Annotated in this window: 24 protein-coding genes, 1 pseudogene and 1 riboswitch; of the genes and pseudogenes, 7 read left to right on the top strand and 18 right to left on the bottom strand. The window is 71.1% G+C overall.

Annotation, left to right across the window (positions count from 1 at the left end; genetic code table 11):
- Positions 1–42: 42 nt before the first annotated feature.
- The gene (locus ABZ267_RS29555; RefSeq protein ID WP_356752761.1) at positions 43–1482 is read right to left on the bottom strand and encodes a gamma-aminobutyraldehyde dehydrogenase; all 1440 of its coding nucleotides are present in this window, start codon (positions 1480–1482) and stop codon (positions 43–45) included.
- 176 nt (positions 1483–1658) lie between these two features.
- Here ABZ267_RS29555 and ABZ267_RS29550 point away from each other — a divergent pair, with 176 nt between their 5' ends.
- The 4 genes from ABZ267_RS29550 (at position 1659) to ABZ267_RS29535 (ending at position 5611) form a co-directional block, all read left to right on the top strand.
- Positions 1659–2150, top strand: coding sequence for an Lrp/AsnC family transcriptional regulator (locus ABZ267_RS29550; protein ID WP_356752759.1), 492 nt, complete (start codon positions 1659–1661; stop codon positions 2148–2150).
- Positions 2135–3514 carry an aspartate aminotransferase family protein gene (locus tag ABZ267_RS29545; protein WP_356752758.1) on the top strand — a complete coding sequence of 460 codons (1380 nt, stop codon included), beginning with the start codon at positions 2135–2137 and terminating at the stop codon, positions 3512–3514. Before ABZ267_RS29550 ends, ABZ267_RS29545 begins: the two co-directional genes overlap by 16 nt.
- Positions 3515–3731: 217 nt before the next feature.
- The gene (locus ABZ267_RS29540) at positions 3732–4469 is read left to right on the top strand and encodes an ATP-binding cassette domain-containing protein (protein WP_356752756.1); all 738 of its coding nucleotides are present in this window, start codon (positions 3732–3734) and stop codon (positions 4467–4469) included.
- Positions 4451–5611: a hypothetical protein gene (locus ABZ267_RS29535; RefSeq protein ID WP_356752754.1), complete on the top strand. Its 1161-nt coding sequence runs from the start codon at positions 4451–4453 to the stop codon at positions 5609–5611. The genes ABZ267_RS29540 and ABZ267_RS29535 overlap by 19 nt, the downstream gene beginning before the upstream one ends.
- A gap of 45 nt (positions 5612–5656) precedes the next feature.
- On the opposite strand, the gene ABZ267_RS29530 is transcribed toward ABZ267_RS29535, so the two are convergent.
- Both ABZ267_RS29530 and ABZ267_RS29525 read right to left on the bottom strand, forming a co-directional pair.
- Positions 5657–6112, bottom strand: a complete 456-nt coding sequence (locus ABZ267_RS29530) for an SRPBCC domain-containing protein (RefSeq protein WP_356752752.1) — start codon at positions 6110–6112, stop codon at positions 5657–5659.
- A gap of 128 nt (positions 6113–6240) precedes the next feature.
- On the bottom strand, positions 6241–7113 hold the full coding sequence (locus ABZ267_RS29525) for a glycosyltransferase family 4 protein (protein WP_356752896.1): 873 nt from the start codon (positions 7111–7113) through the stop codon (positions 6241–6243).
- A gap of 71 nt (positions 7114–7184) precedes the next feature.
- Between ABZ267_RS29525 and ABZ267_RS29520 the strand changes: the two are divergent.
- Positions 7185–7844: pseudogene (locus tag ABZ267_RS29520) on the top strand (ATP-binding protein); the annotation flags it as partial.
- Positions 7838–8380, top strand: coding sequence for a response regulator transcription factor (locus tag ABZ267_RS29515; RefSeq protein WP_356752750.1), 543 nt, complete (start codon positions 7838–7840; stop codon positions 8378–8380). The pseudogene ABZ267_RS29520 and the gene ABZ267_RS29515, both read left to right, overlap by 7 nt.
- Positions 8381–8410: 30 nt before the next feature.
- Here ABZ267_RS29515 and ABZ267_RS29510 read toward each other — a convergent pair whose 3' ends face one another.
- The 9 genes from ABZ267_RS29510 to rpsB form a co-directional block, all read right to left on the bottom strand.
- Positions 8411–9433, bottom strand: coding sequence for an ABC transporter ATP-binding protein (locus ABZ267_RS29510; RefSeq protein ID WP_356752748.1), 1023 nt, complete (start codon positions 9431–9433; stop codon positions 8411–8413).
- A 4-nt stretch (positions 9434–9437) separates the two neighbouring features.
- Entirely contained in the window at positions 9438–11051 is a 1614-nt protein-coding gene (locus ABZ267_RS29505) for an iron ABC transporter permease (protein ID WP_356752894.1), read from the bottom strand.
- 95 nt (positions 11052–11146) lie between these two features.
- Positions 11147–12250: a thiamine ABC transporter substrate-binding protein gene (locus ABZ267_RS29500; protein ID WP_356752746.1), complete on the bottom strand. Its 1104-nt coding sequence runs from the start codon at positions 12248–12250 to the stop codon at positions 11147–11149.
- Between the two features lie 82 nt (positions 12251–12332).
- Positions 12333–12449, bottom strand: a riboswitch (TPP riboswitch).
- 66 nt (positions 12450–12515) lie between these two features.
- Positions 12516–13622, bottom strand: coding sequence for a 23S rRNA (adenine(2503)-C(2))-methyltransferase RlmN (gene rlmN, locus ABZ267_RS29495; protein WP_356752744.1), 1107 nt, complete (start codon positions 13620–13622; stop codon positions 12516–12518).
- A gap of 111 nt (positions 13623–13733) precedes the next feature.
- A complete protein-coding gene (locus ABZ267_RS29490; protein ID WP_356752742.1) occupies positions 13734–14819 on the bottom strand; it encodes a phosphatidate cytidylyltransferase in 1086 nt (361 codons plus the stop codon).
- Entirely contained in the window at positions 14819–15376 is a 558-nt protein-coding gene (gene frr / locus ABZ267_RS29485) for a ribosome recycling factor (protein WP_018509617.1), read from the bottom strand. Before frr ends, ABZ267_RS29490 begins: the two co-directional genes overlap by 1 nt.
- A 116-nt stretch (positions 15377–15492) precedes the next feature.
- On the bottom strand, positions 15493–16266 hold the full coding sequence (gene pyrH, locus ABZ267_RS29480; RefSeq protein WP_356752740.1) for a UMP kinase: 774 nt from the start codon (positions 16264–16266) through the stop codon (positions 15493–15495).
- A gap of 161 nt (positions 16267–16427) precedes the next feature.
- A complete protein-coding gene (gene tsf / locus ABZ267_RS29475; RefSeq protein WP_356752738.1) occupies positions 16428–17264 on the bottom strand; it encodes a translation elongation factor Ts in 837 nt (278 codons plus the stop codon).
- A gap of 99 nt (positions 17265–17363) precedes the next feature.
- Positions 17364–18308, bottom strand: a complete 945-nt coding sequence (gene rpsB / locus ABZ267_RS29470) for a 30S ribosomal protein S2 (RefSeq protein ID WP_356752736.1) — start codon at positions 18306–18308, stop codon at positions 17364–17366.
- A gap of 352 nt (positions 18309–18660) precedes the next feature.
- Between rpsB and ABZ267_RS29465 the strand changes: the two genes are divergently transcribed.
- Positions 18661–19389 carry a M23 family metallopeptidase gene (locus ABZ267_RS29465; protein ID WP_356752735.1) on the top strand — a complete coding sequence of 243 codons (729 nt, stop codon included), beginning with the start codon at positions 18661–18663 and terminating at the stop codon, positions 19387–19389.
- On the opposite strand, the gene ABZ267_RS29460 is transcribed toward ABZ267_RS29465, so the two are convergent.
- The 6 genes from ABZ267_RS29460 to ABZ267_RS29435 form a co-directional block, all read right to left on the bottom strand.
- On the bottom strand, positions 19340–19897 hold the full coding sequence (locus tag ABZ267_RS29460; RefSeq protein ID WP_356752892.1) for a helix-turn-helix domain-containing protein: 558 nt from the start codon (positions 19895–19897) through the stop codon (positions 19340–19342). The two genes, ABZ267_RS29465 and ABZ267_RS29460, sit on opposite strands and share 50 nt — an antisense overlap.
- 96 nt (positions 19898–19993) lie before the next feature.
- Complete coding sequence (gene whiG, locus ABZ267_RS29455; protein WP_356752733.1) at positions 19994–20830, bottom strand: RNA polymerase sigma factor WhiG; 837 nt, start codon at positions 20828–20830, stop codon at positions 19994–19996.
- Positions 20831–21119: 289 nt separating this feature from the next.
- Positions 21120–22196 (bottom strand): DNA-processing protein DprA, encoded by a 1077-nt coding sequence (dprA, locus tag ABZ267_RS29450; protein WP_356752890.1) that lies wholly within the window; start codon positions 22194–22196, stop codon positions 21120–21122.
- A gap of 164 nt (positions 22197–22360) precedes the next feature.
- Positions 22361–23983 (bottom strand): ATP-binding protein, encoded by a 1623-nt coding sequence (locus ABZ267_RS29445; protein ID WP_356752731.1) that lies wholly within the window; start codon positions 23981–23983, stop codon positions 22361–22363.
- Positions 23983–24342 carry a YraN family protein gene (locus tag ABZ267_RS29440; protein ID WP_356752729.1) on the bottom strand — a complete coding sequence of 120 codons (360 nt, stop codon included), beginning with the start codon at positions 24340–24342 and terminating at the stop codon, positions 23983–23985. The genes ABZ267_RS29445 and ABZ267_RS29440 overlap by 1 nt, the downstream gene beginning before the upstream one ends.
- Positions 24343–24505: 163 nt before the next feature.
- On the bottom strand, positions 24506–24814 hold the full coding sequence (locus ABZ267_RS29435) for a DUF2469 domain-containing protein (protein WP_003965949.1): 309 nt from the start codon (positions 24812–24814) through the stop codon (positions 24506–24508).
- Positions 24815–24822: the final 8 nt, after the last annotated feature.

Here is a 24822-nt window from a genome sequence, read left to right as displayed (position 1 = left end):
CGGGCGCGGAGCCCGGGGCCGTACACCTCGACAGCGCGGCGGTCAGTCCTCGATGGACGTCATGACGTGCTTGATCCGCGTGTAGTCCTCGAAACCGTACGCCGAGAGGTCCTTGCCGTAGCCGGACTTCTTGAACCCGCCGTGCGGCATCTCCGCGACCAGCGGGATGTGGGTGTTGATCCACACGCAGCCGAAGTCGAGGTTCTTGGACATGCGCATGGCGCGGGAGTGGTTCGTCGTCCAGACCGAGGAGGCGAGCGCGTAGTCGACGCCGTTCGCGTACGCGACGGCCTGCTTCTCGTCGGTGAACGACTGGACCGTGATGACGGGCCCGAAGACCTCGTTCTGGATGATCTCGTCGTCCTGCTCGAGGCCGGAGACGACGGTCGGGGCGTAGAAGTAGCCCTTGTCGCCGACCCGGTGGCCGCCCGCCTCGACCTTGGCGTGGGCGGGGAGCCGCTCGATGAAGCCGCTGACCTGCTTGAGCTGGTTGGCGTTGTTGAGCGGGCCGTACGCCACGTCCTCGTCGTCCGGCTGCCCGGTCTTCGTGTCGGCGGCGGCCTTGGCGAGCGCGGTGACGAACTCGTCGTGGATGGACTCGTGGACCAGGACGCGGGTCGCTGCCGTACAGTCCTGGCCCGCGTTGAAGAAGCCCGCCTCCGAGACGCCGGAGACGGTCTTGGCGATGTCGGCGTCCTCGAAGACGACGACCGGCGCCTTGCCGCCGAGCTCCAGGTGGACGCGCTTGACGTCCTTGGCGGCGGACTCGGCGACCTGCATGCCGGCCCGTACCGAACCGGTGATGGAGGCCATCGCCGGGGTCGGGTGCTCGACCATGGCGCGGCCGGTGTCCCGGTCGCCGCACAGGACGTTGAAGACGCCCTTCGGCAGGATCTGACCCATGATCTCGGCCATCAACACGGTCGACGCCGGGGTGGTGTCGGACGGCTTGATCACGACCGTGTTGCCCGCGGCGAGCGCCGGGGCGAACTTCCACACGGCCATCATCATCGGGTAGTTCCACGGCGCGACCTGCGCGCAGACGCCGACCGGCTCGCGGCGGACGATGGAGGTCAGGCCCTCCATGTACTCGCCGGCCGAGCGGCCCTCAAGGAGACGGGCGGCACCGGCGAAGAAGCGGATCTGGTCCACCATCGGCGGGATCTCTTCGCTGCGGGTGAGCCCGATCGGCTTGCCGGTGTTCTCCGACTCGGCCGCGATCAGGTCCTCCGCCCGCTCCTCGAACGCGTCCGCGATCTTGAGCAGGGCCTTCTGTCGCTCGGCGGGCGTCGTGTCGCGCCAGGCCGGGAACGCGGCCGCGGCGGCCTCCATGGCCGCATCGACATCGGCCTGGCCGGAGAGCGGCGAGGTCGCGTAGACCTCTTCCGTCACCGGGCTGACCACATCGATGGTCCGCCCGTCCGCGGCGTCCCGGAACTCCCCGTTGATGTAGTTGCGCAGACGGCGCACCTCGGTGGTCATGACCACCCCTCCTGTCGGCTGTCCGATGGGTGAGACTCCCACCCTAATCGTTCCGGTGACGCTTTCGACATAGGTCACCACCCACGGCTTCGGATTCGGTTGCTTCCACGCACTTACTCAACGAATTTCATCGATCTGGGGTTGCGAGACAGACGAGTGCGGTGCAGAGTGGAGGTGTGGCCAGTCGCAGCGCAGACTCCAGGAACGGGAACGGATCACCGCCAGCGGTCGATGCCGTCTCCCTCGCGATCATCCAGCAGCTCCAGGAGGACGGACGCCGTCCGTACGCCGCGATCGGCAAGGCCGTCGGCCTCTCCGAAGCGGCTGTGCGCCAGCGCGTGCAGAAGCTGCTCGACCAGGGCGTGATGCAGATCGTCGCCGTCACGGACCCGCTCACCGTGGGATTCCGGCGCCAGGCGATGGTCGGCATCAATGTCGAGGGCGACCTCGATCCGGTGGCCGAAGCCCTGTCGGCCATGGCCGAGTGCGAGTACGTGGTGATGACCGCGGGCTCCTTCGACCTGATGGTGGAGGTCGTCTGCGAGGACGACGACCACCTGCTGGAGACGATCAACAAACGCATCCGGACCCTTCCCGGCGTGCGCTCCACCGAGAGCTTTGTTTACCTCAAGCTCAAGAAGCAGACCTATATGTGGGGAACCCGATAGCCGTGAGCAAGGACCTCAGCCGAACCGCGTACGACCACCTGTGGATGCACTTCACCCGCATGTCGGACTACGAGAACGCGCCCGTTCCCACCATCGTGCGTGGCGAGGGAACGTACATCTTCGACGACAAGGGCAAGCGCTACCTGGACGGCCTCTCCGGCCTGTTCGTGGTCAACGCCGGCCACGGTCGTCACGAGCTCGCCGAGACGGCGTACAAGCAGGGCCAGGAGCTCGCCTTCTTCCCGGTGTGGTCCTACGCCCACCCGAAGGCCGTCGAGCTGGCCGAGCGTCTCGCCGACTACGCGCCGGGCGACCTCAACAAGGTCTTCTTCACCACCGGTGGCGGCGAGGCCGTCGAGACCGCCTGGAAGCTGGCCAAGCAGTACTTCAAGCTCAAGGGCCAGCCGACCAAGTACAAGGTCATCTCGCGTGCCGTCGCCTACCACGGCACCCCGCAGGGCGCGCTGTCCATCACCGGCCTCCCGGCCCTGAAGGCCCCCTTCGAGCCGCTGGTCCCCGGCGCGCACAAGGTGCCGAACACCAACATCTACCGCGCCCCGCTCTTCGGCGACGACCCGGAGGCCTTCGGCCGCTGGGCCGCGGACCAGATCGAGCAGGAGATCCTCTTCGAGGGCCCCGAGACCGTCGCGGCCGTCTTCCTGGAGCCCGTGCAGAACGCCGGTGGCTGCTTCCCGCCGCCGCCCGGCTACTTCCAGCGGGTCCGCGAGATCTGCGACCAGTACGACGTGCTGCTCGTCTCCGACGAGGTCATCTGCGCCTTCGGCCGCCTCGGCACGATCTTCGCCTGCGACAAGTTCGGCTACGTACCGGACATGATCACCTGCGCGAAGGGCATGACCTCCGGCTACTCCCCGATCGGTGCCTGCATCGTCTCGGACAAGATCGCCGAGCCGTTCTACAAGGGCGGCAACACCTTCCTGCACGGCTACACCTTCGGCGGCCACCCGGTCTCCGCCGCGGTCGGCCTCGCCAACCTGGACATCTTCGAGCGCGAGAACCTCACGCAGCACGTCCTGGACAACGAGAACGCCTTCCTCACCACGCTGCAGAAGCTGCACGACCTGCCGATCGTCGGCGACGTCCGCGGCAACGGCTTCTTCTACGGCATCGAGCTGGTGAAGGACAAGGCCACCAAGGAGACGTTCACCGACGAGGAGACCGAGCGCGTCCTGTACGGCTTCCTCTCCAAGGCGCTGTACGACAACGGCCTGTACTGCCGGGCCGACGACCGCGGCGACCCGGTCGTCCAGCTCGCGCCGCCGCTGATCTCGGACCAGTCCACGTTCGACGAGATCGAGGGCATCCTGCGCGCGGTGCTGACGGAGGCGTGGACGAAGCTCTGACCATCGCCATGAACGCCGGATGATCATCATTCAGCGGTCATTTCATACGGTCCGCCCGGCCCGGATGCGCCCTTTCGAGTGAGAAGGGGAGCGTCCGGGCCGTGTGCTGTGCGTACACGCCGGTCCGGCTATCTACGGTGCCCAGTGACCGATCGGCCGCGTCCTCGTTCCCCCGTACGGGGGAACGGGAAAACTCATCCGAACCGAGGTGTACGCCATGGTGGCCCCGCCGGACAACGACGTGATCTGGGCGCGTTCCCTGCACCACTCCCACAACGGATCGCCCGGTCTCGGCGGTGTCTCCGTCTCCGTCCGCGACGCCGAGATCCTGGCCGTGACCGGCCCGCGCGGCAGCGGGAAGACGACTCTGCTGCACTGCCTGTCGGGCCGGCTGGTGCCCGAACAGGGCGAGGTCTGGTTCAACAGCGTCCCCGTGCACACCATGGCTCCCCGGGTGCGCGAACAGCTGCGGAGGGAACGGTTCGGCTGGATCGGCGCCGACCCGGAGCTCGTTCCGGAGCTGACCACCTGGGAGAACGCGGCGCTGCCGCTGCTGCTGCGCGGCGCCTCGCACCGGGCCGCGAAGAGGGCCGCCACCGAGTGGCTGGAGCGCATGGACATCGCGCCGCTCGCCAAGAAGCGCCCGCACGCGCTCCTCCAGGCCGAACGTCAGCGCGTCTCCGTCGCCCGGGCACTCTGCGCGCAGCCCACCGTCATCTTCGCCGACGAGCCCACCGCGACCCTGCACCGGGCCGAGCGCTCGCAGCTCCTGCGCACCCTGACCGCCGCGGCCCGCTCGCACGGCATCACGATGGTCCTGGCCACCCATGACGCCGAGGTCGCCGCCCTCGCCGACCGGACCGTCCCGCTGCTGGACGGCCGCCGCGTCTCCACCGTCGCCCTCCCCGCCGAACCCGATGCGGAGGGCAGCGCGGCGTGCTCGCTCTCCGTCTGACCCGCGGTACGCATCCTCTCGTCCTGGTCCGGCGGCTGCTCGTCGCCGCCGCATCGGCCGGTGTCGGCTTCCTCCTCCTCTGCTCGCTCGGGTACGCCTCCGCGCATCCCGCCTCCGCCGGTTCGGTGCTGCGGCTGCTGTGGTGCTTCGTCCCGCTCACCGCCACCGTGATGTTCGCCGTGGCGGTGGCCCGTACGGATCCGAGCACCCGGCCCCGGCCCGGCCTCTCCTCACTGGGCCTCGGTCCGGTACGGCTCTCGGTGCTGGCCGCGGTCTCGACCGCCGTCTCCACCACGCTCGGCTCGATGGTGGCGCTGCTGTTCTTCCTGCATCTGCGGGGCGATCTGACCGGGATGCCGTTCGACGGCGGCGCGGCGGAGTTCCTCGGCGCGGGCACTCCGTTGCCGCTGGCCGCCGCGTTGATGCTGCTGGCTCTCGTACCGGTGGCGGCGGCGACCGCGAGCGCGCTGGCGCTGCGGTCGCGGCCGGACCCCGCCCGGGCCACCTTCGGCCCCGAGGAGCTGCCGGAGCCCGCTCCCGTGCCGGGCGGACTGCCTTGGGGCGTGGCGCTGGTGGCCGCCGGGCTGGCGGTCGAGGCGTACGCGTCCCGGGACGGGTCGGGAAGCGCGTTCCCGCTGCCGGGCCGCTTCGACGCGACCCCGGTGGCGGTGCTGGCCGGCTGGACACTGGCCGCGGCCGGCCTGGCCATGGCCGGGCCGGGGCTGACCTACCTGTGCGGAAAGGCGCTCCAGGCGGTGCGTCCCGGTGCCGTACGCCTGCTGGCGGGCCGGGTCCTGATGGACGAGGCCCGCCGGATCGGCCGCCCGCTCGGCATCGTCTGCGCGGTGGTCGCCGCGGTGATCGCCGCCTCGGCGCTGTACGGAGGCGATGAACGTCCTTACGGCCCGCTCACCGCGCTCGGTGCGGTGCTGGTCCTCGGCTGCACGGTGGCGACGCTGCTGACCTCGGCCCTGGAGGCGAAGCAGGCCCGCGCCCACACGGCTCAGTCCCTGCTACGGATGGGCGCGCCCGCCTCCGTACTGCGCTCCGCGACCGCGTTGCGGGCTGCGGCCCTGCTGGCTCTGTTCGCTCCGCTGACCTGGGTGATCGCGGAACTGGCGGCGCTCCCGCTGGCCAGGTAGGCGGCTGGGGGGGTTGCTGAGGGGTGGGGCGGCTCACGGGGGGGGTCATGGGTGGGTGGTGAGGCGGGCGGCGAGGGCGTCGAAGAAGGCCTCCCAGCCGTCCTCGGCCGCCGCGTACTGGGCGGGGGTGAGGTTGCCGCCGCGCTGCTGGAAGGCCAGCTCCGTGGTGCCGTCGCCGAGATCGGTGAAGGTGACGGTGATGATCTCGCCCTCCGCGTCCTCGGGCGCGGACCCGTCCTTGAGCGTGAGAACCAGCCCGTCGGGCTCGCTGACCTCGCGGTAGACCCCGTGGAACGGCATCTCGACGCCCGGCATGACGATGACCAGGCTCCACGCACCGCCGGGCCGTACGTCCAGCGAGACCCGGTCCAGCGGAACATCGGCCTCGCCGCCGTACCAGGCGGCAAAGTCCTCCGGTGACGACCAGGCCGCGAAGACCCGCTGCTGCGGAGCGTGCAGGACACGGGTGAGATCGATGCCTTGGCGGGCGCCACCGTTCATGGTCGGGGTCCTCGTCTCGTGGTCGTGGTCGGGGGCAGGGGGTCCGTCCGGGTATTCGGGGTCCGTCCGGGGATTCGAGGTCCGTCTCCAGCTTGCCCGGGCGTCCCCGTCCTGTCCTGTCGCGCCGGTCAGGGACGTAGCAGCCCCTCCAGCGTGGCGTACGCGCTGCCCCACTCCCACGCCTCACGGACCCAGGCCCGGCCCTTCTCCCCCATCGCGGCGGCGGCCTCGCGGTCCCGCAGCAGCCCGACGAGCCGGTCCGCGACGGCCTCCACATCCCGCCCGTCCACCACATGGCCCGTCTCCCCGTCCCGTACGGCGTCGGGCGCGCCGCCCGAGTCCCCCACCAGCACGGGCAGCCCGGCGGCCGCCTCCTCCAGGAAGACGATCCCGCCGCGCCTGCGGGTCCGGCAAGGCATGGCCAACACGTCGGCGGCGGCGTAGTGGCCGGGCATCTCCGCGTGCGGCTGTCCACCGGCGAAGATCACATGGCCGGCGGCCCCGGTGCCCTCGGCGAGCCGGCGCGGGGTGCGGGCACACGGCCCGTCGCCGGTCAGCAGGAGTGCCGCGCCGGGCACCGCACGCCGTACGGCGGGGAGCGCGCGGATCAGGGTGTCCTGGCCCTTGCGGGGGACGAGCCGCGCCGCGCAGAGGATCACCGGCCGCGCCCCGAGCCCGTACCGCTCGCGGATCTCCGGGTCCACACCCGGCTCGAGCCGCACCATCCGGCGGGCGGCGGCCGGGCCGAGCGCGGCGGCGATGGGGGCGCGGGTGGCGGCGCCGAGGTAGGTCACCGCGTCGGTACGGTCCCCGATCCGCCGGAGCAGGGCCCGCACCCCCGGCGTACGGGCCCACCACACCTCGTGCCCGTGCGTCGTGGCGACGGCCCGCCGTATCCCGGCCTCGCGCCACAGGCTCTCCGCCATCAGCCCGAGCGGCGCGGCGGCCCCGAACAGACCCAGGGCCAGGGTCCGGCCGCCCGGGACATGGGTGGCCAGCAGATGGCCGGGGAGCGGGCTGGCGGCGGAGGACACCGCGTCGGTCAGGCCGGGAGGGAAGGCGATGACGTGGCGCGCTGACGCTCTTCGCCGTCGTGGAGCTGCTCCTTGTGCCGGGTTCGGTGATCACGGCCTTTGCCGTGCTCCTGTGCACGGCCTCGTTGACCCTGCGGGCCGCCCACCCCGCCGTCAGGCTCCTGACCGTCGGTGCGGCGCTGCTCGGCTTCGCCACCGACGGGAACCTGGCGTACGCGGGCACGGCACGGTCCTCGATGGCGGAGCTGCGCCGACTGCTCGGGGTGCTGCGCACGGGCACCGACGCACCACCCGCCCTCACCGCCCCGCAGCCGTCGCTGGCCGCGCTCGGTGAACTCCTTGACCAGCACCGCGCGGCGGACGGCTCGGCCGAACTGCGGATCAGCGGGGAGGAGATACGCCTGCCGGCGTCCTGGGAGCTGTCGGCGTACCGGATCGTGCAGGAGGCCCTGACCAATGTGCGCCGGCACGCCCCCGGCGCACATGCGGTCGTCAAGATCGACCATCGGCCGGGGCTGTTGCGGGTCCGGGTCGGTGACGACGGTCCGGGGCCACCCGCCTCTCGACCGGCGGAGCCCGCCGGGCGCGCCGGCCACGGTCTCGTGGGCATGCGCGAACGGGCCGCCCTGCTGGGCGGCCGACTCACCACCGGCCGAGGTCCGGCCGACGGCTGTCTCCAGGCGGAACTCCCGTGGTGATCCGAGTGATCGTCGCCGACGACCAGGCGGTCGTCCGGACGGCGTTCTCCCGTCTGCTGGACACCCAGGAGGACATCGAGGTGGTCGGCGAGGCGGAGGACGGCGAGCAGGCAATCCGGGGCGCGGCCGAACTGCATCCGGATGTAACCCTGTTGGACATCCGGATGCCCAAGCTCGGCGGGATCGACGCGGCCCGCGAGATCGTCGCCACGTCGGGCGGGGCGACGAAGGCGCTGACGCTGACGCTGACGCTGACGACGTTCGGGCTGGACGAGTATGTGTACGACGCGCTGATGGCGGGCGCGCCCCCAGCCCGCTCGGTCGAGGGGCTGACCACGCGCGAGGCGGAGGTGCTCGTCCTCATCGCACAGGGCCTGTCCAACGCGGACATAGCCGCCCGGCTGACCATCACCGACCACACGGTGAAGACCCACATCAACCGGCTCTTCGCGAAGATGGAGCTACGGGACCGGGCGCAGGCGGTGATCCTGGCGTACGAGATGGGGCTGGTGGTGGCGGGCACGCGCACGCCCTAGGAGCCTTCGGGGTGGTAGGTGGCGCACGCCCTAGCCCTCCGCCAGCACCACCGTCTCCGCCGCGTCGAAGCGCACGCCCACCACCGCGCCCTCGTCCGGCGTGTCCCGCAGGGCGCACTCGGCCTCCAGCACCGGCGCGCTCTCGGGGGTCAGCCGCACGGTCACGTGGTTCCCGCGGAAGGTGCGGACGCCGACCGTGCAGCGCAGCCCGCCCTCCGGAGCGCCGATCAGCACCCCGGCCGGGCGGACCAGCAGGTCGGCCTCGCCCTGGGGCGAGCCGTCGGGCACCGGCACCTTGCCCCAGGCGGTCGCGGCGGCCCGGCCGGTCACGGTCGCCGGGGTCACGTTGTCGAAGCCGAGAAAGCGGGCGACGAACGCGGAGGCGGGGCGCTGCCAGACGTCCAGCGGGCTGCCTTCCTGGGCGATCCGGCCGTCCCGCATCACGACGACCCGGTCGGCCAGCGCGAACGCCTCGCCCTGGTCATGGGTGACGGCGAGCACCGTCGTACCCAACTCCTGGAAGAGGGTGCGCAGTTCGATGACGAGCCGTTCGCGCAGGCTGCGGTCGAGCTGCCCCAACGGCTCGTCCAGCATCAGGAGCTTGGGCCGCGGGGCGAGGGCGCGGGCCAGGGCGACGCGCTGTTGCTCACCGCCGGAGAGGGCGGCGACCGCCCGGCGTTCGGCGCCGGGGAGGCCCACCAGGTCCAGGAGTTCGCGGACCCGGCGCTCCGACTCCGCTCGGCCGGTGCCGTGCATCCGCAGGCCGAAGGCGACGTTGGCGCCGACATCGCGGTGCGGGAAGAGCTGGTGGTCCTGGAACATCAGGCCGAGGCCGCGCCGGTGGACCGGGACGCCCGCCTGGTCCTGGCCGGCCAGCAGCACCCGGCCGCCGTCCATGGGCTGGAGTCCGGCGACGGCCCTCAGCAGAGTGGACTTGCCGCTGCCGCTGGGGCCGAGCACACAGACGATGCGGTGGTCGGCGACCTCCAGGTCGACGGCGTCGAGCGCGGCCCGCTTCCCGAACCGTACGGTGGCTGCCTGCAAGCTCAGCATGGCGTCAGAACTCCCCGGATCGGTCGGTACGGATGCGTTCGAGGAGCAGCAGCGAGATGGCGCACACCAGCATCAGGATGGTGCTGAGGGCCATCGCCTGCCCGTAGTTCAGCTCGCCGGAGCGGCCCAGCAGGCGGGCGACGGCGACCGGCAGGGTCGGGTTGTCGGGCCGGGCGATGAAGACGGTGGCGCCGAACTCCCCGAGCGACACGGCGAACGCGAAGCCCGCCGCGACCAGCACCGCCCGCCGCACCAGCGGCAGATCGACCTCGCGCCAGGCCCGCAGCGGCGAGGCGCCCAGTACGGCGGCGGCCTCGCGCAGCCGGTCGTCCACCGCGCGGAGTACGGGGAGCATGGTCCGTACGACGAAGGGGACGCCCACCAGCGCCTGGGCCAGCGGGACCAGGATCCAGGAGGTCCGCAGGTCGAGCGGCGGCTTGTCGAGCGTGATGAGGAAGCCGAAGCCGACGGTGACGGCGGAGACCCCGAGCGGCAGCATGAGCAGCGCGTCGAAGCCGCGTACGAGCCGTCCTGCCCGGCGGGTCAGGGCGGCCGCCGCGAGACCACCGACGACCAGGGCGATGAGGGTGGCGACGAACGCGTACCGGAGGGAGTTGCCGACGGCCTCCAGCGGCGGTACCAGGAAGGTCGAGCCGCTGCCGTCGGCGGTCTGGAGGGCCTCGTAGTAGCCGAGACCGTACCCCTGCGGCCCGTCGAACGACCGCTCCACCAGTACGCCGAGCGGCAGCAGGATCAGCAGCAGCGCGGTGAGCAGCACCCCGCCGAGCAGCGCCCACTGTCCGGCGCCGTGCGGCCGGCGGGAGGTCTGGGCCGGGTCGACGAGCTTCAGCGCCCGTTCCCGGTGGCGTACGGTCACGGCGTGCACGGCGAGGATCCCGCCGACCGCCACGAACTGGACCATGGTCAGCACGGCGGCCGTCGGCAGGTCGAGGAGCTGGGCGGTCTGGCGGTAGACCTCCACCTCCAGGGTGGAGTAGGCGGGGCCGCCGAGGATCTGCACGACACCGAACGAGGTGAACGTGAAGAGGAAGACCATCAGCGCGGCCGCCGCCACCGCCGGGCCGAGCGCGGGCAGCGTCACCCGGCGCCAGGCGGCGAACCGTCCGGCGCCGAGGACCCGGGCGGCCTCCTCCTGGCGCGGGTCCAGCTGCGACCAGAGTCCGCCGACGGTGCGGACGACGACGGCGTAGTTGAAGAAGACGTGCGCCAGCAGGATCGCCCACACGGTCGTGTCGAGCCGTACGCCCCACAGCTCGTCCAGGAGTCCACCGCGCCCGAGCAACGCCAGGAACGCGGTGCCGACGACGACCGTGGGCAGCACGAACGGCACGGTGACGACCGCGCGCAGCACCTGCTTTCCCGGGAAGTCGAAGCGTGCGAAGACGTACGCGCCGGGCAGCGCGATCAGCAAGGTGAGCGCGGTGGAGGCGAGGGCCTGCCAGGTGGTGAACCAGAGGACGTCGAGGATGTCCGGGCGGGACAGCACGTCGCCGATCCGCCCGAACTGCCAGACGCCGTCCGCCTTCAGCCCGCGTCCGACGATCGCGGAGACGGGATAGGCGAAGAAGACGGCGAAGAACGCGACGGGCACGGCCATCAGGCCGAGCCGCACCGCCGCTCCACGCCGCCCGCCTCCGCCGGACCGGGCGCCGCCGGACGCGGTGCCGGGTCCGGCGGCTTCGACGAGGCCGTCTACTTCACGGCGATCGAGTGCCACGCCTGGACCCACTGCTCACGGTTGGCGGCGATCTTGTCCGGGGCCACGGTGGCCGGCTTGTCGACGGTCTCACCGAACTCGGTGAAGATCTCCGGCAGCTTCGCGTCGGTCACGACCGGGTTGACGAACATGTTCAGCGGCACGTCCTCCTGGAACGTCTTGCTGATCAGGAAGTCGAGCAGCGCCTTGCCGCCCGCCTCGTTCTTCGCGCCCTTCAGCAGCCCGGCGTACTCGGTCTGCCGGAAGCAGGTGCCGGTGGAGACGCCGGTGGGGGCCTCCTTGGGCTGCGGGTCGGCGTAGAGGACCTCGACGGGCGGGCTGGAGGCGTAGCTGACGACGAGCGGCCGGTCCGCCTTGGCCTTCTTGCCGCCGGCGGAGCCGGAGAACTCCTCGTTGTACGCCTGCTCCCAGCCGTCGACGACCTTGACCCCGTTGGCCTTCAGCTTCTTCCAGTAGTCCTGGTAGCCGTCCTCGCCCTGGGAGGCGATGGTGCCGAGGAGGAAGCCGAGGCCGGGCGAGGAGCTGGCCGCGTTCTCGGTGACGAGGAGGTTCCTGTACGCGGGCTTGAGCAGGTCCTCGAAGGTCTGCGGCGGGTCGAGCTTCTCGTCTGCGAAGTACTTCTTGTCGTAGTTGACGCAGATGTCACCGATGTCGACCGGCGTGACGCGGTGCTGGTCGTCCTGCTCGGTGGAGTCCGCGACCCGGTCCAGGCCCTTGGCCTCGTACGCGGTGAAGAGACCGTTGTCGAGGGCGCGGGAGAGCAGGGTGTTGTCGACGCCGAAGAAGACATCGCCGCGCGGAGAGCCCTTGGTGAGGATCTCCTGGTTGAGGGCCGCACCGGCGTCACCGCTCTTGAGGAGCTCGACGGTGTAGCCGCTCTCCTTGGTGAACTGCTTCAGCACGTCCTTCGAGGCGTTGAAGGAGTCGTGGGTGACCAGGGTGACGGTCTTGGAGCCGCTGCCCTTGGACGCGCCGGATCCGGCCGAGGTGTCGTCACCGGAGCCGCCGCAGCCCGCGAGGACGGTGACGCCGAGGGCCGCGGCGAGCGCGGTCGAGGCGTACTTCTTGGTGGTGTTCATGTGATTCCTCCTGGAGGTGACCAGGAAGAGACGCGGCCCCGCCCGCCGCCGGGACGTACCGGAAGCGGGCAGGGCGCAACAGCTTGAGTAAGGTCCGAACTTCCTACCCGGAATGACCCGGGCGAGGTTCAGAGGGTCTGCGGCCAACCTGTCCTTGGTGCCGCACTCTCAGCGCTGTGGCGCTCCCCTGTCGGAATATGAAGTTGATTTCCCGCCCAGGCTACACCGGCGGTTTTCGGCCGGGCCCTTCGCGGTCAGCAGGCCCTCAGCGCTCGGAGGCCGCCAGCTGCCCGCAGGCCCCGTCGATCTCCTGGCCGCGGGTGTCCCGGACGGTGACGGGCACGCCGTGGGCCGCGATGGCCTCGACGAACGCCTTCTCGTCCTCGGGCCGCGAGGCGGTCCACTTGGAGCCGGGCGTGGGGTTGAGCGGGATCAGGTTGACGTGCACCCGCTTGCCCTTGAGCAGCCGGCCGAGCAGGTCGCCGCGCCAGGCCTGGTCGTTGATGTCCCGGATCAGGGCGTACTCGATGGAGATCCGGCGGCCGGACTTCTCCGCGTACTCCCAGGCGGCGTCGAGCACCTCGCGTACGTTCCACCGGGTGTTGACCGGGACCAGGGTGTCGCGCAGCTCGTCGTCCGGAGCGTGCAGCGAGACGGCGAGGCGGCACTTGAAGCCCTCGTCGGAGAAGCGCAGCATGGCCGGGACGAGGCCGACGGTGGAGACGGTGATCCCGCGCTGCGAGAGGCCGAGGCCGTCCGGCTCGGGGTCGGTGAGCCGGCGGATGGCTCCGACGACACGGTTGTAGTTGGCGAGCGGCTCGCCCATGCCCATGAAGACGATGTTGGAGAGCCGGGCCGGACCGCCGGGCACGTCGCCGTCGCGCAGGGCGCGCATGCCGTCGACGATCTGGTGCACGATCTCGGCGGTCGACAGATTGCGGTCGAGGCCGGCCTGCCCGGTGGCACAGAACGGGCAGTTCATCCCGCAGCCGGCCTGCGAGGAGATGCACATGGTGACGCGCTCCGGGTAGCGCATCAGGACGGACTCGACGAGCGTCCCGTCGTGCAGCTTCCACAGCGTCTTACGGGTGGTGTCGTCGTCGCAGCTGATGTGCCGCACCACGGACATCAGGTCGGGGAACAGCGCCTCGGCGAGCTTCTCCCGGGATCCGGCGGGAATGTTGGTCCACTGCGCCGGGTCGTGCGCGTACCGCGCGAAGTAGTGCTGCGAGAGCTGCTGGGCGCGGAACGGCTTCTCGCCGGTCGCGGCGACCGCTTCCTTGCGCTCGGCGGGCGTGAGGTCGGCGAGGTGCCGCGGCGGCTTCTTGGCTCCGCGGGGCGCGACGAAAGTGAGTTCTCCGGGCTTAGGCATGGTTCATCCAGTGTCGCAGACAGACGGGTGAGGGCCCGCCGCCCTGTGGACGACGGACCCTCACTCGTGGAACGTGCAGGTGGGACGTGGTGCGCGGCCTGATGAGGACGCTCAGCCGGAGCCGACGAACAGCACCAGCAGCAGCCAGACCACCGGCGCGGTCGGCAGCAGCGAGTCCAGCCGGTCCATGATGCCGCCGTGGCCGGGGAGCAGGGTGCCCATGTCCTTGATCCCGAGGTCCCGCTTGATCATGGACTCGCCCAGGTCGCCGAGGGTGGCGCTGACGGCGACCGCGAGGCCGAGGAGCAGGCCCTGCCACCAGGCGCCGCCGTCGATCAGGAACTCCATGCACAGCGCGCCGGCGACCATCGCGAAGGCGACGGCACCGAGCAGGCCCTCGCGGGTCTTGCCGGGGCTGATGCGGGGTGCCAGCTTGTGGGTGCCGTAGCGCCAGCCGACCGCGTACGCCCCGGTGTCGCTGACGACCGTGAGGAGGAGGAAGACGAGAACCCGCCAGTGCCCGTCGTCCGCCGTCAGCATCATGGCGACGAAGGTGGCCAGGAACGGTACGTAGAACGCGGCGAAGACGCCCGCCGTGACGTCCTTGAGGTATCCCTCCGGCGGCTCGGTCATCCGCCAGACCAGCACCGCCAGCGCGGTCAGGGCCATGGCGACCCAGGCGCCCTCCGCACCGCGCGCGTAGCCGGCGACGACCATCGCGGCGCCGCCGACGGCCAGCGGGATCAGGGGTGCCTTGATGCCCTTCTGCTCCTGGAGCCGGGAGGTGAGCTCCCACAGGCCGACGACGACGGCGACGGCGACGACACCGACGAAGACGGCCTTCACGATGAACAGCGAGGCGACGATGACGGCGCCGAGCCCCACGCCGACCCCTATGGCGGCGCGCAGATCACGCCCCGCACGCTTCTTCTGCGGCGGGGACGGCAGCGGGGTGGACATGGGCTCCTGCGGCATCTCGTCACGGAACAGGGGGCCGCCGACGTGCGCGGCGTCCCCGTTCCGGCTGGCGCGGCTCTGTGCGTCTCTACCTGCGTCGGGGACGTCCGGCACGTTGGGCATGGGCCGAGTCTGCTGGGCTTCATGCGCATCGTGGGCGGGACCCGCCGGAGCGACCCCCATCTCGGGGGCACCCCGGTAACCGGCTCCCTGCGGTGCACCCCAGGAAGAGTCGTTCATCAGACTTCGAGCAGCTCGGCTTCCTTGTGCTTGAGCAGCTCGTCCACCTGCGCGACGTACTTCGCGGTGGTGTCGTCGAGCTCCTTCTCGGCGCGGCGCACCTCGTCCTCGCCGGACTCCTTGTCCTTGACGAGCTTGTCGAGCGCTTCCTTGGCCTTGCGGCGGATGGAGCGGATCGAGATCTTGGAGTCCTCGGCCTTGGTCTTGGCGACCTTGATGTACTCCTTGCGGCGGTCCTGGGTGAGCTCGGGGAACGTCACCCGGATGATGTTGCCGTCGTTGCTCGGGTTGACGCCGAGGTCGGAGTCGCGGATCGCCTGCTCGATGTTGCGCAGCGCGGTCTTGTCGAACGGCGTCACGACGGCCATCCGCGGCTCGGGCACCGAGAACGAGGCCAGCTGGTTGATCGGGGTCAGCGCGCCGTAGTAGTCGGCGACGATCTTGTTGAACATCGCCGGGTGCGCGCGGCCGGTGCGGATCGCGGCGAAGTCCTCTTTCGCGACGACGACGGCCTTCTCCATCTTCTCCTCGGCTTCGAGGAGGATTTCTTCGATCACCACGTGCTCCTGCGTGTCTTGATCGGACCCGTCATCGACGGGCCCTGCGGGTCCTGCGTCGCGTCCTCACCTGCACGGTGTCCGACCGGCAGGCCGTTGTCCATCCTGGGGGGCCGTCAGGCCCGGGTGCTCTCGTCGCTGACGAGCGTGCCGATCTTCTCACCCTTGACGGCGCGGGCGATATTGCCCTCGGCGGTCAGCTCGAAGACGAGGATCGGCAGCTTGTTGTCACGGCAGAGCGTGATGGCGGTGGCGTCGGCGACCTTCAGGTCGCGCGTGATCACCTCGCTGTACTCCAGCGCGTCGAACTTCACCGCGTCGGGGTTGGCCTTCGGGTCGGAGTCGTAGACCCCGTCCACGCCGTTCTTCCCCATGAGCAGCGCCTCGGCGTCGATCTCCAGAGCGCGCTGGGCGGCGGTCGTGTCGGTGGAGAAGTACGGCATGCCCATGCCGGCGCCGAAGATAACGACGCGTCCCTTCTCCAGGTGCCGTACGGCACGGAGCGGAATGTACGGCTCGGCGACCTGGCCCATGGTGATGGCAGTCTGGACGCGCGAGTCGATGCCCTCCTTCTCCAGGAAGTCCTGGAGCGCCAGGCAGTTCATGACGGTGCCGAGCATGCCCATGTAGTCGGACCGGGCCCGGTCCATGCCGCGCTGCTGGAGCTCGGCACCGCGGAAGAAGTTGCCTCCCCCGATGACCACCGCGATCTGGGCGCCGTCGCGTACGACGGCGGCGATCTCGCGGGCGATGGTGTGCACGACGTCGGGGTCGACGCCGAGGCCGCCACCGCCGGCGAAGGCCTCGCCGGAGAGCTTCAGCATGAAGCGCCCGGAAAACGTGTCGTCGCGCTTGTCGTCGGCCTGAGTGGCGTCCGCGCCCATGTCCATGAAAATTCTCCTCGTGCACATACGAAGAAGGCCATTGCCGGTGGGTCTGGTGTCCCTACAGCGGCAATGGCCTCCTCGTCAGATCTGCGGTCGTCCGGCGTAGGTGCGGCCGTCGACTGCGTCAGACCCTATCGGGTCCGACGCTGTTCGCCCGGACGGACTCAGATGCCGACCTTGATGCGCGAGAAGCGCTTCAGGGTGACACCGGCCTCGTCCAGGACCTTCTGGACGGACTTCTTGGCGTCCAGCGCGTACGGCTGGCCGAGGAGCGTGGCCTCCTTGAAGAAGCCGTTGACGCGACCCTCGACAATCTTCGGGAGGGCGGCCTCGGGCTTGCCCTCGGCGCGCGTGGTCTCCTCGGCGACGCGGCGCTCGGCCTCGACGACCTCGGCCGGGACGTCCTCGCGGGAGAGGTACTTCGGGGCGAAGGCGGCGATGTGCTGCGCGATGCCCTTGGCCAGCTCGGCGTCGGCCTTGTCCAGCTCGACCAGGACACCGATCTGCGGGGGCAGGTCGGGCATGGTGCGGTGCATGTACACGGAGACGAAGGCGCCGGTGAACTGCGCGAAGCGGTCCAGGACGATCTTCTCGCCGAGGTTGGCGTTGGCCTCGTCCACGTACGCCTGGACGGTCTTGCCGGGCTCGATCTCGGAGGCGAGGAGCGCGGCGATGTCGGCCGGGGAGGTCGCGGCGACGTGCGCGGCGAGCGTGTTGGCGACGGTCTGGAACTTGTCACCCTTGGCGACGAAGTCCGTCTCGCACTTCAGCTCCAGGAGGACGCCGGACGTCTTGTCCTCGGAGATGAGGGAGACGACGGCACCGTTCTCGGCGGAACGGCCCTCGCGCTTGGCGACGCCCTTCTGACCCTTGATACGGAGGGCCTCGACGGCCTTGTCGACGTTGCCGTCGGCCTCGTCGAGCGCCTTCTTGCAGTCCATCATGCCGGCGCCGGTGAGCTCGCGGAGCTTCTTGACGTCAGCGGCGGTGTAGTTCGCCATGAGTCTGTATGTCTCTCTCGAAGTCTGAAAGATCTACGGGTGAACGGCGGGGGCCGCGCCTGTGGCGTCGGCCCCCGCCGTCAGCAGCCGTGACGGGTGTCAGGCCTGCTCGGCGTCCGCGTCGGCGGCCGGAGCGTCGGCAGCGGCCGGGGCCTCTGCGGCGGCCTCGGCCTCGGCGACGGCCTCGGCCGGCTCCTCGGCGTCGGCGACCTTCTCGGTCTCGGCGGAGGACTGGACCTCGGCGGCGGCCGCGGTCTCGTCCTTCTTGTCGCCCTCGAGCAGGTCGCGCTCCCACTCGGCGAGGGGCTCGCCGGCGGCCTTCTCGCCCGGCTTCGAGTCACCGGTGGCGGCACCGGAGCGGGCGATGAGGCCCTCGGCGACGGCGTCGGCGATCACGCGGGTGAGCAGGGTGACGGAGCGGATCGCGTCGTCGTTGCCCGGGATCTTGTAGTCGACCTCGTCGGGGTCGCAGTTGGTGTCGAGGATCGCGACGACCGGGATGTGGAGCTTGCGCGCCTCACCGACGGCGATGTGCTCCTTCTTGGTGTCGACGATCCAGACGGCGCTGGGCACCTTCTGCATCTCGCGGATACCACCGAGGGTCTTCTCCAGCTTGGCCTTCTCACGCGAGAGGACCAGGAGCTCCTTCTTGGTGAGGCCGGAGGCGGCCACGTCCTCGAAGTCGATGAGCTCGAGCTCCTTCAGACGCTGAAGGCGCTTGTAGACGGTGGAGAAGTTGGTGAGCATGCCACCGAGCCAACGCTGGTTGACGTACGGCATGCCGACGCGCGTCGCCTGCTCGGCGATGGCCTCCTGGGCCTGCTTCTTCGTACCCACGAACATGATGGAGCCGCCGTGGGCGACGGTCTCCTTGACGAACTCGTAGGCGCGGTCGATGTACGACAGCGACTGGAGCAGGTCGATGATGTAGATGCCGTTGCGCTCGGTGAAGATGAAGCGCTTCATCTTCGGGTTCCAGCGACGGGTCTGGTGACCGAAGTGGACGCCGCTTTCCAGCAGCTCCCGCATCGTGACGACGGCCATGGCCGTACTCCTTGAGGTGCTCGGTTATCGCGACCGCAGGTTTGCGTTCGCGCCTGACGCCCCGACGCGCCGTGCCACAAGGGACCGAGGAGCGCGGCCACCGTCCCGGAGGAGGGAGGTGGCGGGGCGTGCGAAGTCGACCCGGTGACCCGGATCGCCGTAAGAAGTGTACGGGACCCGCCGGGTGCCGGGTGACGGCGATATCCACAACCGGCGGGTAGTCCACAGGCACGGACCAAGATCCCCGGAATCCGGTCCTCCGGGAGAGCGTTGATCCATGCGATTTCAGCGATTGCCGCGATGCCCGCGACTCCCGTCCCGCACGGCCGGCCCGCGCCGGTGGGGCCTGCCGATGGTGTTGCTGGCTGTTGTGCTGTCGGCGGCCGCGCTGTCGCCGCCTCCCGCTGCGCCGCGGCTTCTTCCGGCGGTGCGGACCGGGGAGGAAGTTCCGTCGGAGCCGGAGGTGGCCGATGAGGTGCCCTCGTACGCGACCGGGCCGGACGAGGTCGGCGAGGGCGCGGACGGTGCCGAGGGGACGTACGCGGAGCTGGACGGTGGGCCGGTCTGGCCGCTGGCCGGGAGACCTGCGGTGTTACGGGGGTGGGAGCCGCCCGCCGACCCGTACGGGCCCGGCCATCGCGGCGTCGACCTGGCGGCCCGGCCGGGCGACGCGGTGGTGGCCGCCGCCACCGGCCGGATCTCGTTCGCGGGACGGGTGGCCGGGCGCGGGGTGGTCGTGGTCGAGCTGGCCGGGAGCGGGGTGCCTGGGCTGCGCACGACGTACGAGCCGGTGCGGGCGCTGGTGGCCAAGGGCGACGAGGTGGCCGCGGGGCAGGCGGTCGGTCTGCTGGAGGCGGGGCCGTTCCACTGCGCCGGAGGCTGTCTGCACTGGGGGCTGCGGCAGGGCGACGCCTATCTCGACCCGCTCTCCCTGCTGCCGCCCGCTCTGCTGCGACGCGGCCCGTCACGGCTGCTGCCGGTGTTCGGGGTGCCGGAGCCGGAAGAGGCGGCGGTGCCGGGGACCGACGCGCTCAGCCGCTTACGCCGCGCAGGATCATCGCGACGGCGGTGTCCGCGATGACGCCGGGCTCCTCCGCCACGCTCAGCTCGATACGGCGCACCGCGGCGTCCACCGAGCCCTGGAGGAGCATCGCGGCGAGCCTCGGCTGCGTGTGGCCGAGGTCGCCGAGCGCTTCGACGATCATGGCGATCAGACCGCCGTGCGCGGCCCGGATCTTCTCCCGGGCGCCGGCGTCCAGCTCGCTCGCGGAGATCGCGACGACCGCGCGGTGGCGGCGGTCGCCGACGAGGTCGAGCTGGCGGCGCACATACGCCTCGATCTTCGCCTCGGGCGTCTCGGCGCGCTCCATCGCGTTCTCGACCTCGGCCGCCCAGACGGGGAAGTCGACGGCGCAGAGCTCCTCGACGACGGCGGCACGGGAGCGGAAGTACTCGTACACGGAGGACCGGGCGAGGCCCGTGCGCTCGGCGAGTGCGGGGAAGGTCAACGCCTCCGTACCGCCCTCGGACAGCAGGGAGCGCGCGGCGTCCAGGAGGGCGCCGCGCTGCATGGTCCGGTGCTCGGCCACGGAGGCCGCTCGAATCCTGGGCACGCATCCACTCTACGGCGGCGGCTGCCGGAGGGAAGGGCTCAGCCTCTCTCCGGGTGGCCGGAGAGGAGAGATTCAACGTCCGGCGTCGGCCAGTTTGGCCCGGAGCTGGAGGACGGACTTGGTGTGGATCTGGCTGACGCGGCTCTCGGTGACGCCGAGGACGTTGCCGATCTCCGCGAGGGTCAGGCCCTCGTAGTAGTAGAGGGTCACGACCGTCTTCTCACGGTCGGGAAGCGTGTTGATGGCGCGCGCGAGCAGCCGTCTGAGCTCGCGGTCCTCGGCGACCTCCACCGGATTGTCGGCGGCGGTGTCCTCCAGCGTGTCCATCAGGCTCAACCGGTCGCCTCCCTCGCCGCCGACGTGCAGCAGCTCCTCCAGAGCGACCACGTTGGCCAGGGACAACTGGCTGAAAACCGCGTGCAGTTCCTCCAGGGCGATGCCCATCTCCGCGGCGACCTCGGACTCGGACGGGGTCCGTCGCAGCTGCGCCTCCAGCGTGGCGTAGGCGCGCTCCACGTTCCGCGCCTTCTGCCGCACGGAGCGCGGGATCCAGTCGAGCGCGCGCAGTTCGTCGATCATCGCGCCGCGGATCCGCGTGATCGCGTACGTCTCGAACTTGATGGCCCGCTCGATGTCGAACTTCTCGATGGCGTCGATCAGCCCGAAGACCCCGGAGGAGACGAAGTCCGCCTGCTCGACGTTGGACGGCAGCCCCACGCTCACCCGGCCCGCGACGTACTTGACGAGCGGCGAGTAGTGCAGGATCAGCTGCTCCCGCAACCGCTCGTCGCCGGTGGTCTTGTACGAACGCCACAGTTCGTCGAGCGAGGAGGGGGCGGGAGGGCGCACAGTGCCACGCGCAACCGGTGGTACTGCCGCGCGGTCAGACCCGGAGGTGTGCTGGGGCATGTGGTGCCTTGAGCCGTTCTGCCGTGAAGTGCTGGGGGACTTCTGTCTGGGGCGGAATCCTTGTGAGCGTAGCGTGACTGCGGTGTCGCAGTCCGCACAGGAGCGGAGATCCGGGCTGCGTGATGACGTTCTACGGTTCACGCCGCCCGCGCCTGCCGGGAGGCGGGGCCATCGCGATGAGCGACGGCCCCAGCAGGTCACCGATCGATCGTGCGAGGTCATCGGCCTTACCTTTTCACCCGAATGCTCCAGGTCAAGAACCGCCTCGCCGCGCGTTGCCGTCGCGGGGTCACAGAGGCGTCAACCGCCAGTGGTCGCCCTCGCGTTCGACGAACCCCAGTGAGTGCAGTTCGTACAGCCGCCCGAGCGTCTCATCGACGGACGTCCCCGCGCCGCGAGCGAGGTCACGAAGGCTGATCGGACCGTGGTACGGGAGTGCGTCGAGGACTTTCGCCGCCACCGGGTCCAGCCGGTCCCGCGGCAGCACCGGGCCGCGGCGGTCCGGCGCCAGGTCGCCGATGTCACCGATCAACTCGGCGACTTCGGACGCGTCGGTGACCAGCACCCCTTCACCACGCAGCAGTTCATGGACTCCGGACGACAGTCCGCTGGTGGCGGGCCCCGGCACACCCATCACGAACCGGCCGAGGCGCTGGGCCTGGCGGGCGGTGACGAGGGAGCCGCTGCGGTACTCGGCCTCCACCACGACCGTTCCTCTGGTCAGCGCGGCGATCACACGGTTGCGCAGGACGAACCGGCTGCGGGTGGGATGAGCGCCCGGCGGCAACTCCGCCACCACGAGGCCCTGTTGAGCCACCCGGCTGATCAACTCCGCGTGGCCGCGCGGATAAGGGACGTCGACCCCGCAGGCCAGCACCGCAGCCGTCGCGCCGCCCACCGCCAGGACCCCTCGGTGCGCCGCCCCGTCCACGCCGAACGCGGCGCCCGACACCACCACCCAGCCGCGCTCCGCGAGCCCGGCGCCGAGGGTCGCCGCCATATGCGCCCCGTACGGCGTGCAGGCCCGCGCACCGACCACCGCGACCGAGCGCAGGGCCCACAACCGCAGGTCCGGCCGGCCCCGCACCCAGAGCCCGACGGGCCGCGCGTCCCCCAGGTCGTCGAGCTGGCTCGGCCACTCCCGGTCCCCCGGGCAGACGAGGCGCCCGCCCAGGCCGGCCACCGCCGCCAGGTCCCGCTCGGGTTCGGCCGCCGCCGCCCGGAGCCGGTAGCCCTCCAGCCGTACGGCGGTCATCCGCGGCAGCTTCTCCGCGGTGCCGTCCGCGACGCGCAGCGCCCGTAACAGTTCGACGGCCCCGACCTGTCGCAACCACGCCCCGGCCCGCTCGTCCCCCGGCTCCAACACCCGCGTCAAGGCGGCCCGCGCCACTCGCTCGGGTTCGAGGGCCGACTCTCCCGGCGGCTCCGGTCCCTCTGCCGGCCGGTCCCGGTCCGCGCCGGACCCTGGCCCCGGCAGCTCCGGACCCGCCCTGTCCAGCTCCGTAACCTCTCCCCGCTCCGAAACCCTCCTCACTGCGCCCCCGCCCCCATCGCAACCCCTCGCTGGATGCCGGTCCGCAGCTCCAGGGCCACCGCGATGTCGCGGGCCTCCGGCCGGGGAGCGCCTCTCAGGTCGGCCACCGTCCAGGCCACCCTCAGCACCCGGTCCAGGCCCCTGGCCGTGAGGAGACCGCGTTCCAGGTCCCGTTCCGCCGCGGCCAGCGCTCCAGGAGCCGCCAGGAGACGGGTCCGCAGCTCATGGCCGGGCACCTCGCTGTTGGTCGTCCACGGCGTCCCGGTCAGCCGCTCCGCCGCCCGTGCCCTGGCCTCCCGCACCCGCGCAGCCACCACCGCCGTCGGCTCGCCCCGGCCGCCCTGCTCCAGCAGGTCCGCCCGGTCGACCGGCTCCACCTCGACCCGCAGGTCCACCCGGTCGAGCAAGGGCCCGGACAGCCGGGCCTGGTAGCGGCGGACCACCGAGGGCGGGCACTCGCAGCCCGCGCCGGTGAGGGTGTGCCGGCCGCACGGGCACGGGTTGGCGGCCAGCACCATCAGGAACCGGGCCGGCAGCCGCACCACCCCCGCCGCCCGTGCCACCACCACATGGCCCGACTCCAGCGGCTGCCGCAGCGCGTCCAGCGCCTTGCCCGAGAATTCCGGAGCCTCGTCCAGAAAAAGCACCCCGCGGTGAGCCAGCGACACAGCTCCCGGCCTCGGCATCCCGTTGCCGCCACCGACCAGGGACTGCATGGTCGCCGAGTGGTGCGGGGCGCAGTACGGCGGCCGGGAGACGAGCGGTTCACCCGGCGGGAGGATGCCCGCCACGGAGTGGACCGCCGTCACTTCGAGGGACTCCTGGCGGGTCAGCGGCGGCAGGACCGCCGAGAGCCGCTCGGCCAGCATCGTCTTGCCCGCGCCCGGCGGGCCCGAGAAGAGCAGATGGTGTCCTCCGGCCGCCGCCACCTCCAGGGCCTTGCGCGGGCGCGGCTGTCCCGCCACGTCCGCCAGGTCCGGCGTGTGGCCCTCGCCGCGCACCGAGGCCGGGGCCAGGCCCGCGCCGAGGCCGGTGCCCGGGACCATGAGGCCGGCGAGCATCGCGTCGGGACGGCCCCGGTCGTCGGCGGGCTCGTCCGGGACCGGTTCGTCGCAGAGGACGGCGATGAGCTGGCGCAGGCTCCGGACGCCGAGGACCGAGACGCCCGGCACCAGAGCCGCCTCACCGGCCGTCTGCTCGGGGACGACGACCTGCTGGTATCCGGCCTCGGCCGCCGCGAGGACGGCCGGCAGCACTCCCCGTACGGGACGGACCCGGCCGTCCAGCCCCAGCTCGCCGATCATCACCACATCGGCGATGGAGGCGGGGTCGATCCGCTCCGCCGCGCCGAGCACCGCACACGCCACGGCGAGATCGAACCCCGAGCCGCTCTTGGGGACCGAGGCCGGCGAGAGTCCGACCGTGAGCTTCTTCTGCGGCCACTCGGCCCCGGAGTTGACCACCGCGGCCCGCACCCGGTCCCGGCTCTCGATCAGGCTCTTGTCCGGCAGCCCGACCAGCGTGAACGCCGCCACCCCGGGCTCCAGATCCGCCTGGACCTCCACCACCACACCTTCGACGCCCACCAGCGCCACGGAACACGCCCGTGCGTACCCCATCAGGACACCCCCCGTGCGTGCTCGGTGACGGGCGCGCCGCGCCGGGGCACGATCACGCCGATCAGATCGATCCGGACCCCGCCGGCCGGTGGTCCGCCGTGCCGCTCCAGCCAGATCTCGGCGAGCCGGCGCAGCCGGTCCGCCTTGACCGGCGTGACCGCGGCCATCGGATGCTCGAACGCGTCCGATCTGCGGGTCTTCACCTCGCAGAAGACCAGCGCGTCGCCGTCCCTGGCGACGATGTCGACCTCTCCGGCGCGACACCGCCAGTTGCGCTCGATCACCGCCATTCCGGCGTCGGTCAGCAGCCGTGCCGCCAGATCCTCGCCGTACCGCCCGAGTGCCCCCCGTGCGTTCATATCGGCACCACCTCCGCCACCGACTCTGACCCGGCCGGACAGAAGTTGTGGATCTTGGTGGATAACCTTCCCGATGTGGAGAACCCGGCCACCCACACGGGTGACCGGGTCTGTTCCGCATATCGCACGAGTCGGCGGCCCCAGGCGTGCGGGCCGCGCGGGGTCAGCCTCCCGGAAGTTCCAGATCGCTCTTGTTGAGCTCTTCGATGTTGACGTCCTTGAAGGTCAGCACGCGGACCTGCTTGACGAACCTCGCGGGCCGGTACATGTCCCAGACCCAGGCGTCCGCCATGGACACCTCGAAGAAAACCTCACCCTGGACGGAGTGCACCTGCATCTCGTAGTCGTTGGTGAGGTAGAAGCGCCGTTCGGTCTCGATCACATATTTGAACAGACCGACGACATCGCGGTACTCCCGGTAGAGCTTCAGCTCCATCTCGGTCTCGTACTTCTCGAGGTCCTCGGCGCTCATGGCATGTT

The organism is Streptomyces sp. NPDC006174, assembly GCF_040614075.1.
In the GTDB taxonomy this organism is placed as follows: Bacteria; Actinomycetota; Actinomycetes; order Streptomycetales; family Streptomycetaceae; genus Streptomyces.
The sequence above is the reverse complement of the archived record's forward strand: the minus strand, read 5'-3'. Positions and strand labels throughout refer to the sequence as shown.

Excerpts from the sequence above, each read along its gene's own strand:
- ABZ267_RS29555 (WP_356752761.1), bottom strand. The coding sequence starts at position 1,482 with ATGACCACCGAGGTGCGCCGTCTGCGCAACTACATCAACGGGGAGTTC.
- ABZ267_RS29510 (WP_356752748.1), bottom strand. The coding sequence starts at position 9,433 with ATGCTGAGCTTGCAGGCAGCCACCGTACGGTTCGGGAAGCGGGCCGCG.
- rpsB (WP_356752736.1), bottom strand. The coding sequence starts at position 18,308 with ATGGCCGTCGTCACGATGCGGGAGCTGCTGGAAAGCGGCGTCCACTTC.
- ABZ267_RS29445 (WP_356752731.1), bottom strand. The coding sequence starts at position 23,983 with ATGGGGTACGCACGGGCGTGTTCCGTGGCGCTGGTGGGCGTCGAAGGT.
- ABZ267_RS29435 (WP_003965949.1), bottom strand. The coding sequence starts at position 24,814 with ATGAGCGCCGAGGACCTCGAGAAGTACGAGACCGAGATGGAGCTGAAG.
- ABZ267_RS29530 (WP_356752752.1), bottom strand. The coding sequence starts at position 6,112 with ATGAACGGTGGCGCCCGCCAAGGCATCGATCTCACCCGTGTCCTGCAC.
- ABZ267_RS29490 (WP_356752742.1), bottom strand. The coding sequence starts at position 14,819 with ATGAACGACTCTTCCTGGGGTGCACCGCAGGGAGCCGGTTACCGGGGT.
- pyrH (WP_356752740.1), bottom strand. The coding sequence starts at position 16,266 with ATGGACATGGGCGCGGACGCCACTCAGGCCGACGACAAGCGCGACGAC.
- ABZ267_RS29540 (WP_356752756.1), top strand. The coding sequence starts at position 3,732 with ATGGTGGCCCCGCCGGACAACGACGTGATCTGGGCGCGTTCCCTGCAC.
- ABZ267_RS29465 (WP_356752735.1), top strand. The coding sequence starts at position 18,661 with ATGGTGTTGCTGGCTGTTGTGCTGTCGGCGGCCGCGCTGTCGCCGCCT.
- ABZ267_RS29500 (WP_356752746.1), bottom strand. The coding sequence starts at position 12,250 with ATGAACACCACCAAGAAGTACGCCTCGACCGCGCTCGCCGCGGCCCTC.
- rlmN (WP_356752744.1), bottom strand. The coding sequence starts at position 13,622 with ATGCCTAAGCCCGGAGAACTCACTTTCGTCGCGCCCCGCGGAGCCAAG.
- ABZ267_RS29440 (WP_356752729.1), bottom strand. The coding sequence starts at position 24,342 with ATGAACGCACGGGGGGCACTCGGGCGGTACGGCGAGGATCTGGCGGCA.
- whiG (WP_356752733.1), bottom strand. The coding sequence starts at position 20,830 with ATGCCCCAGCACACCTCCGGGTCTGACCGCGCGGCAGTACCACCGGTT.
- ABZ267_RS29505 (WP_356752894.1), bottom strand. The coding sequence starts at position 11,051 with ATGGCCGTGCCCGTCGCGTTCTTCGCCGTCTTCTTCGCCTATCCCGTC.
- tsf (WP_356752738.1), bottom strand. The coding sequence starts at position 17,264 with ATGGCGAACTACACCGCCGCTGACGTCAAGAAGCTCCGCGAGCTCACC.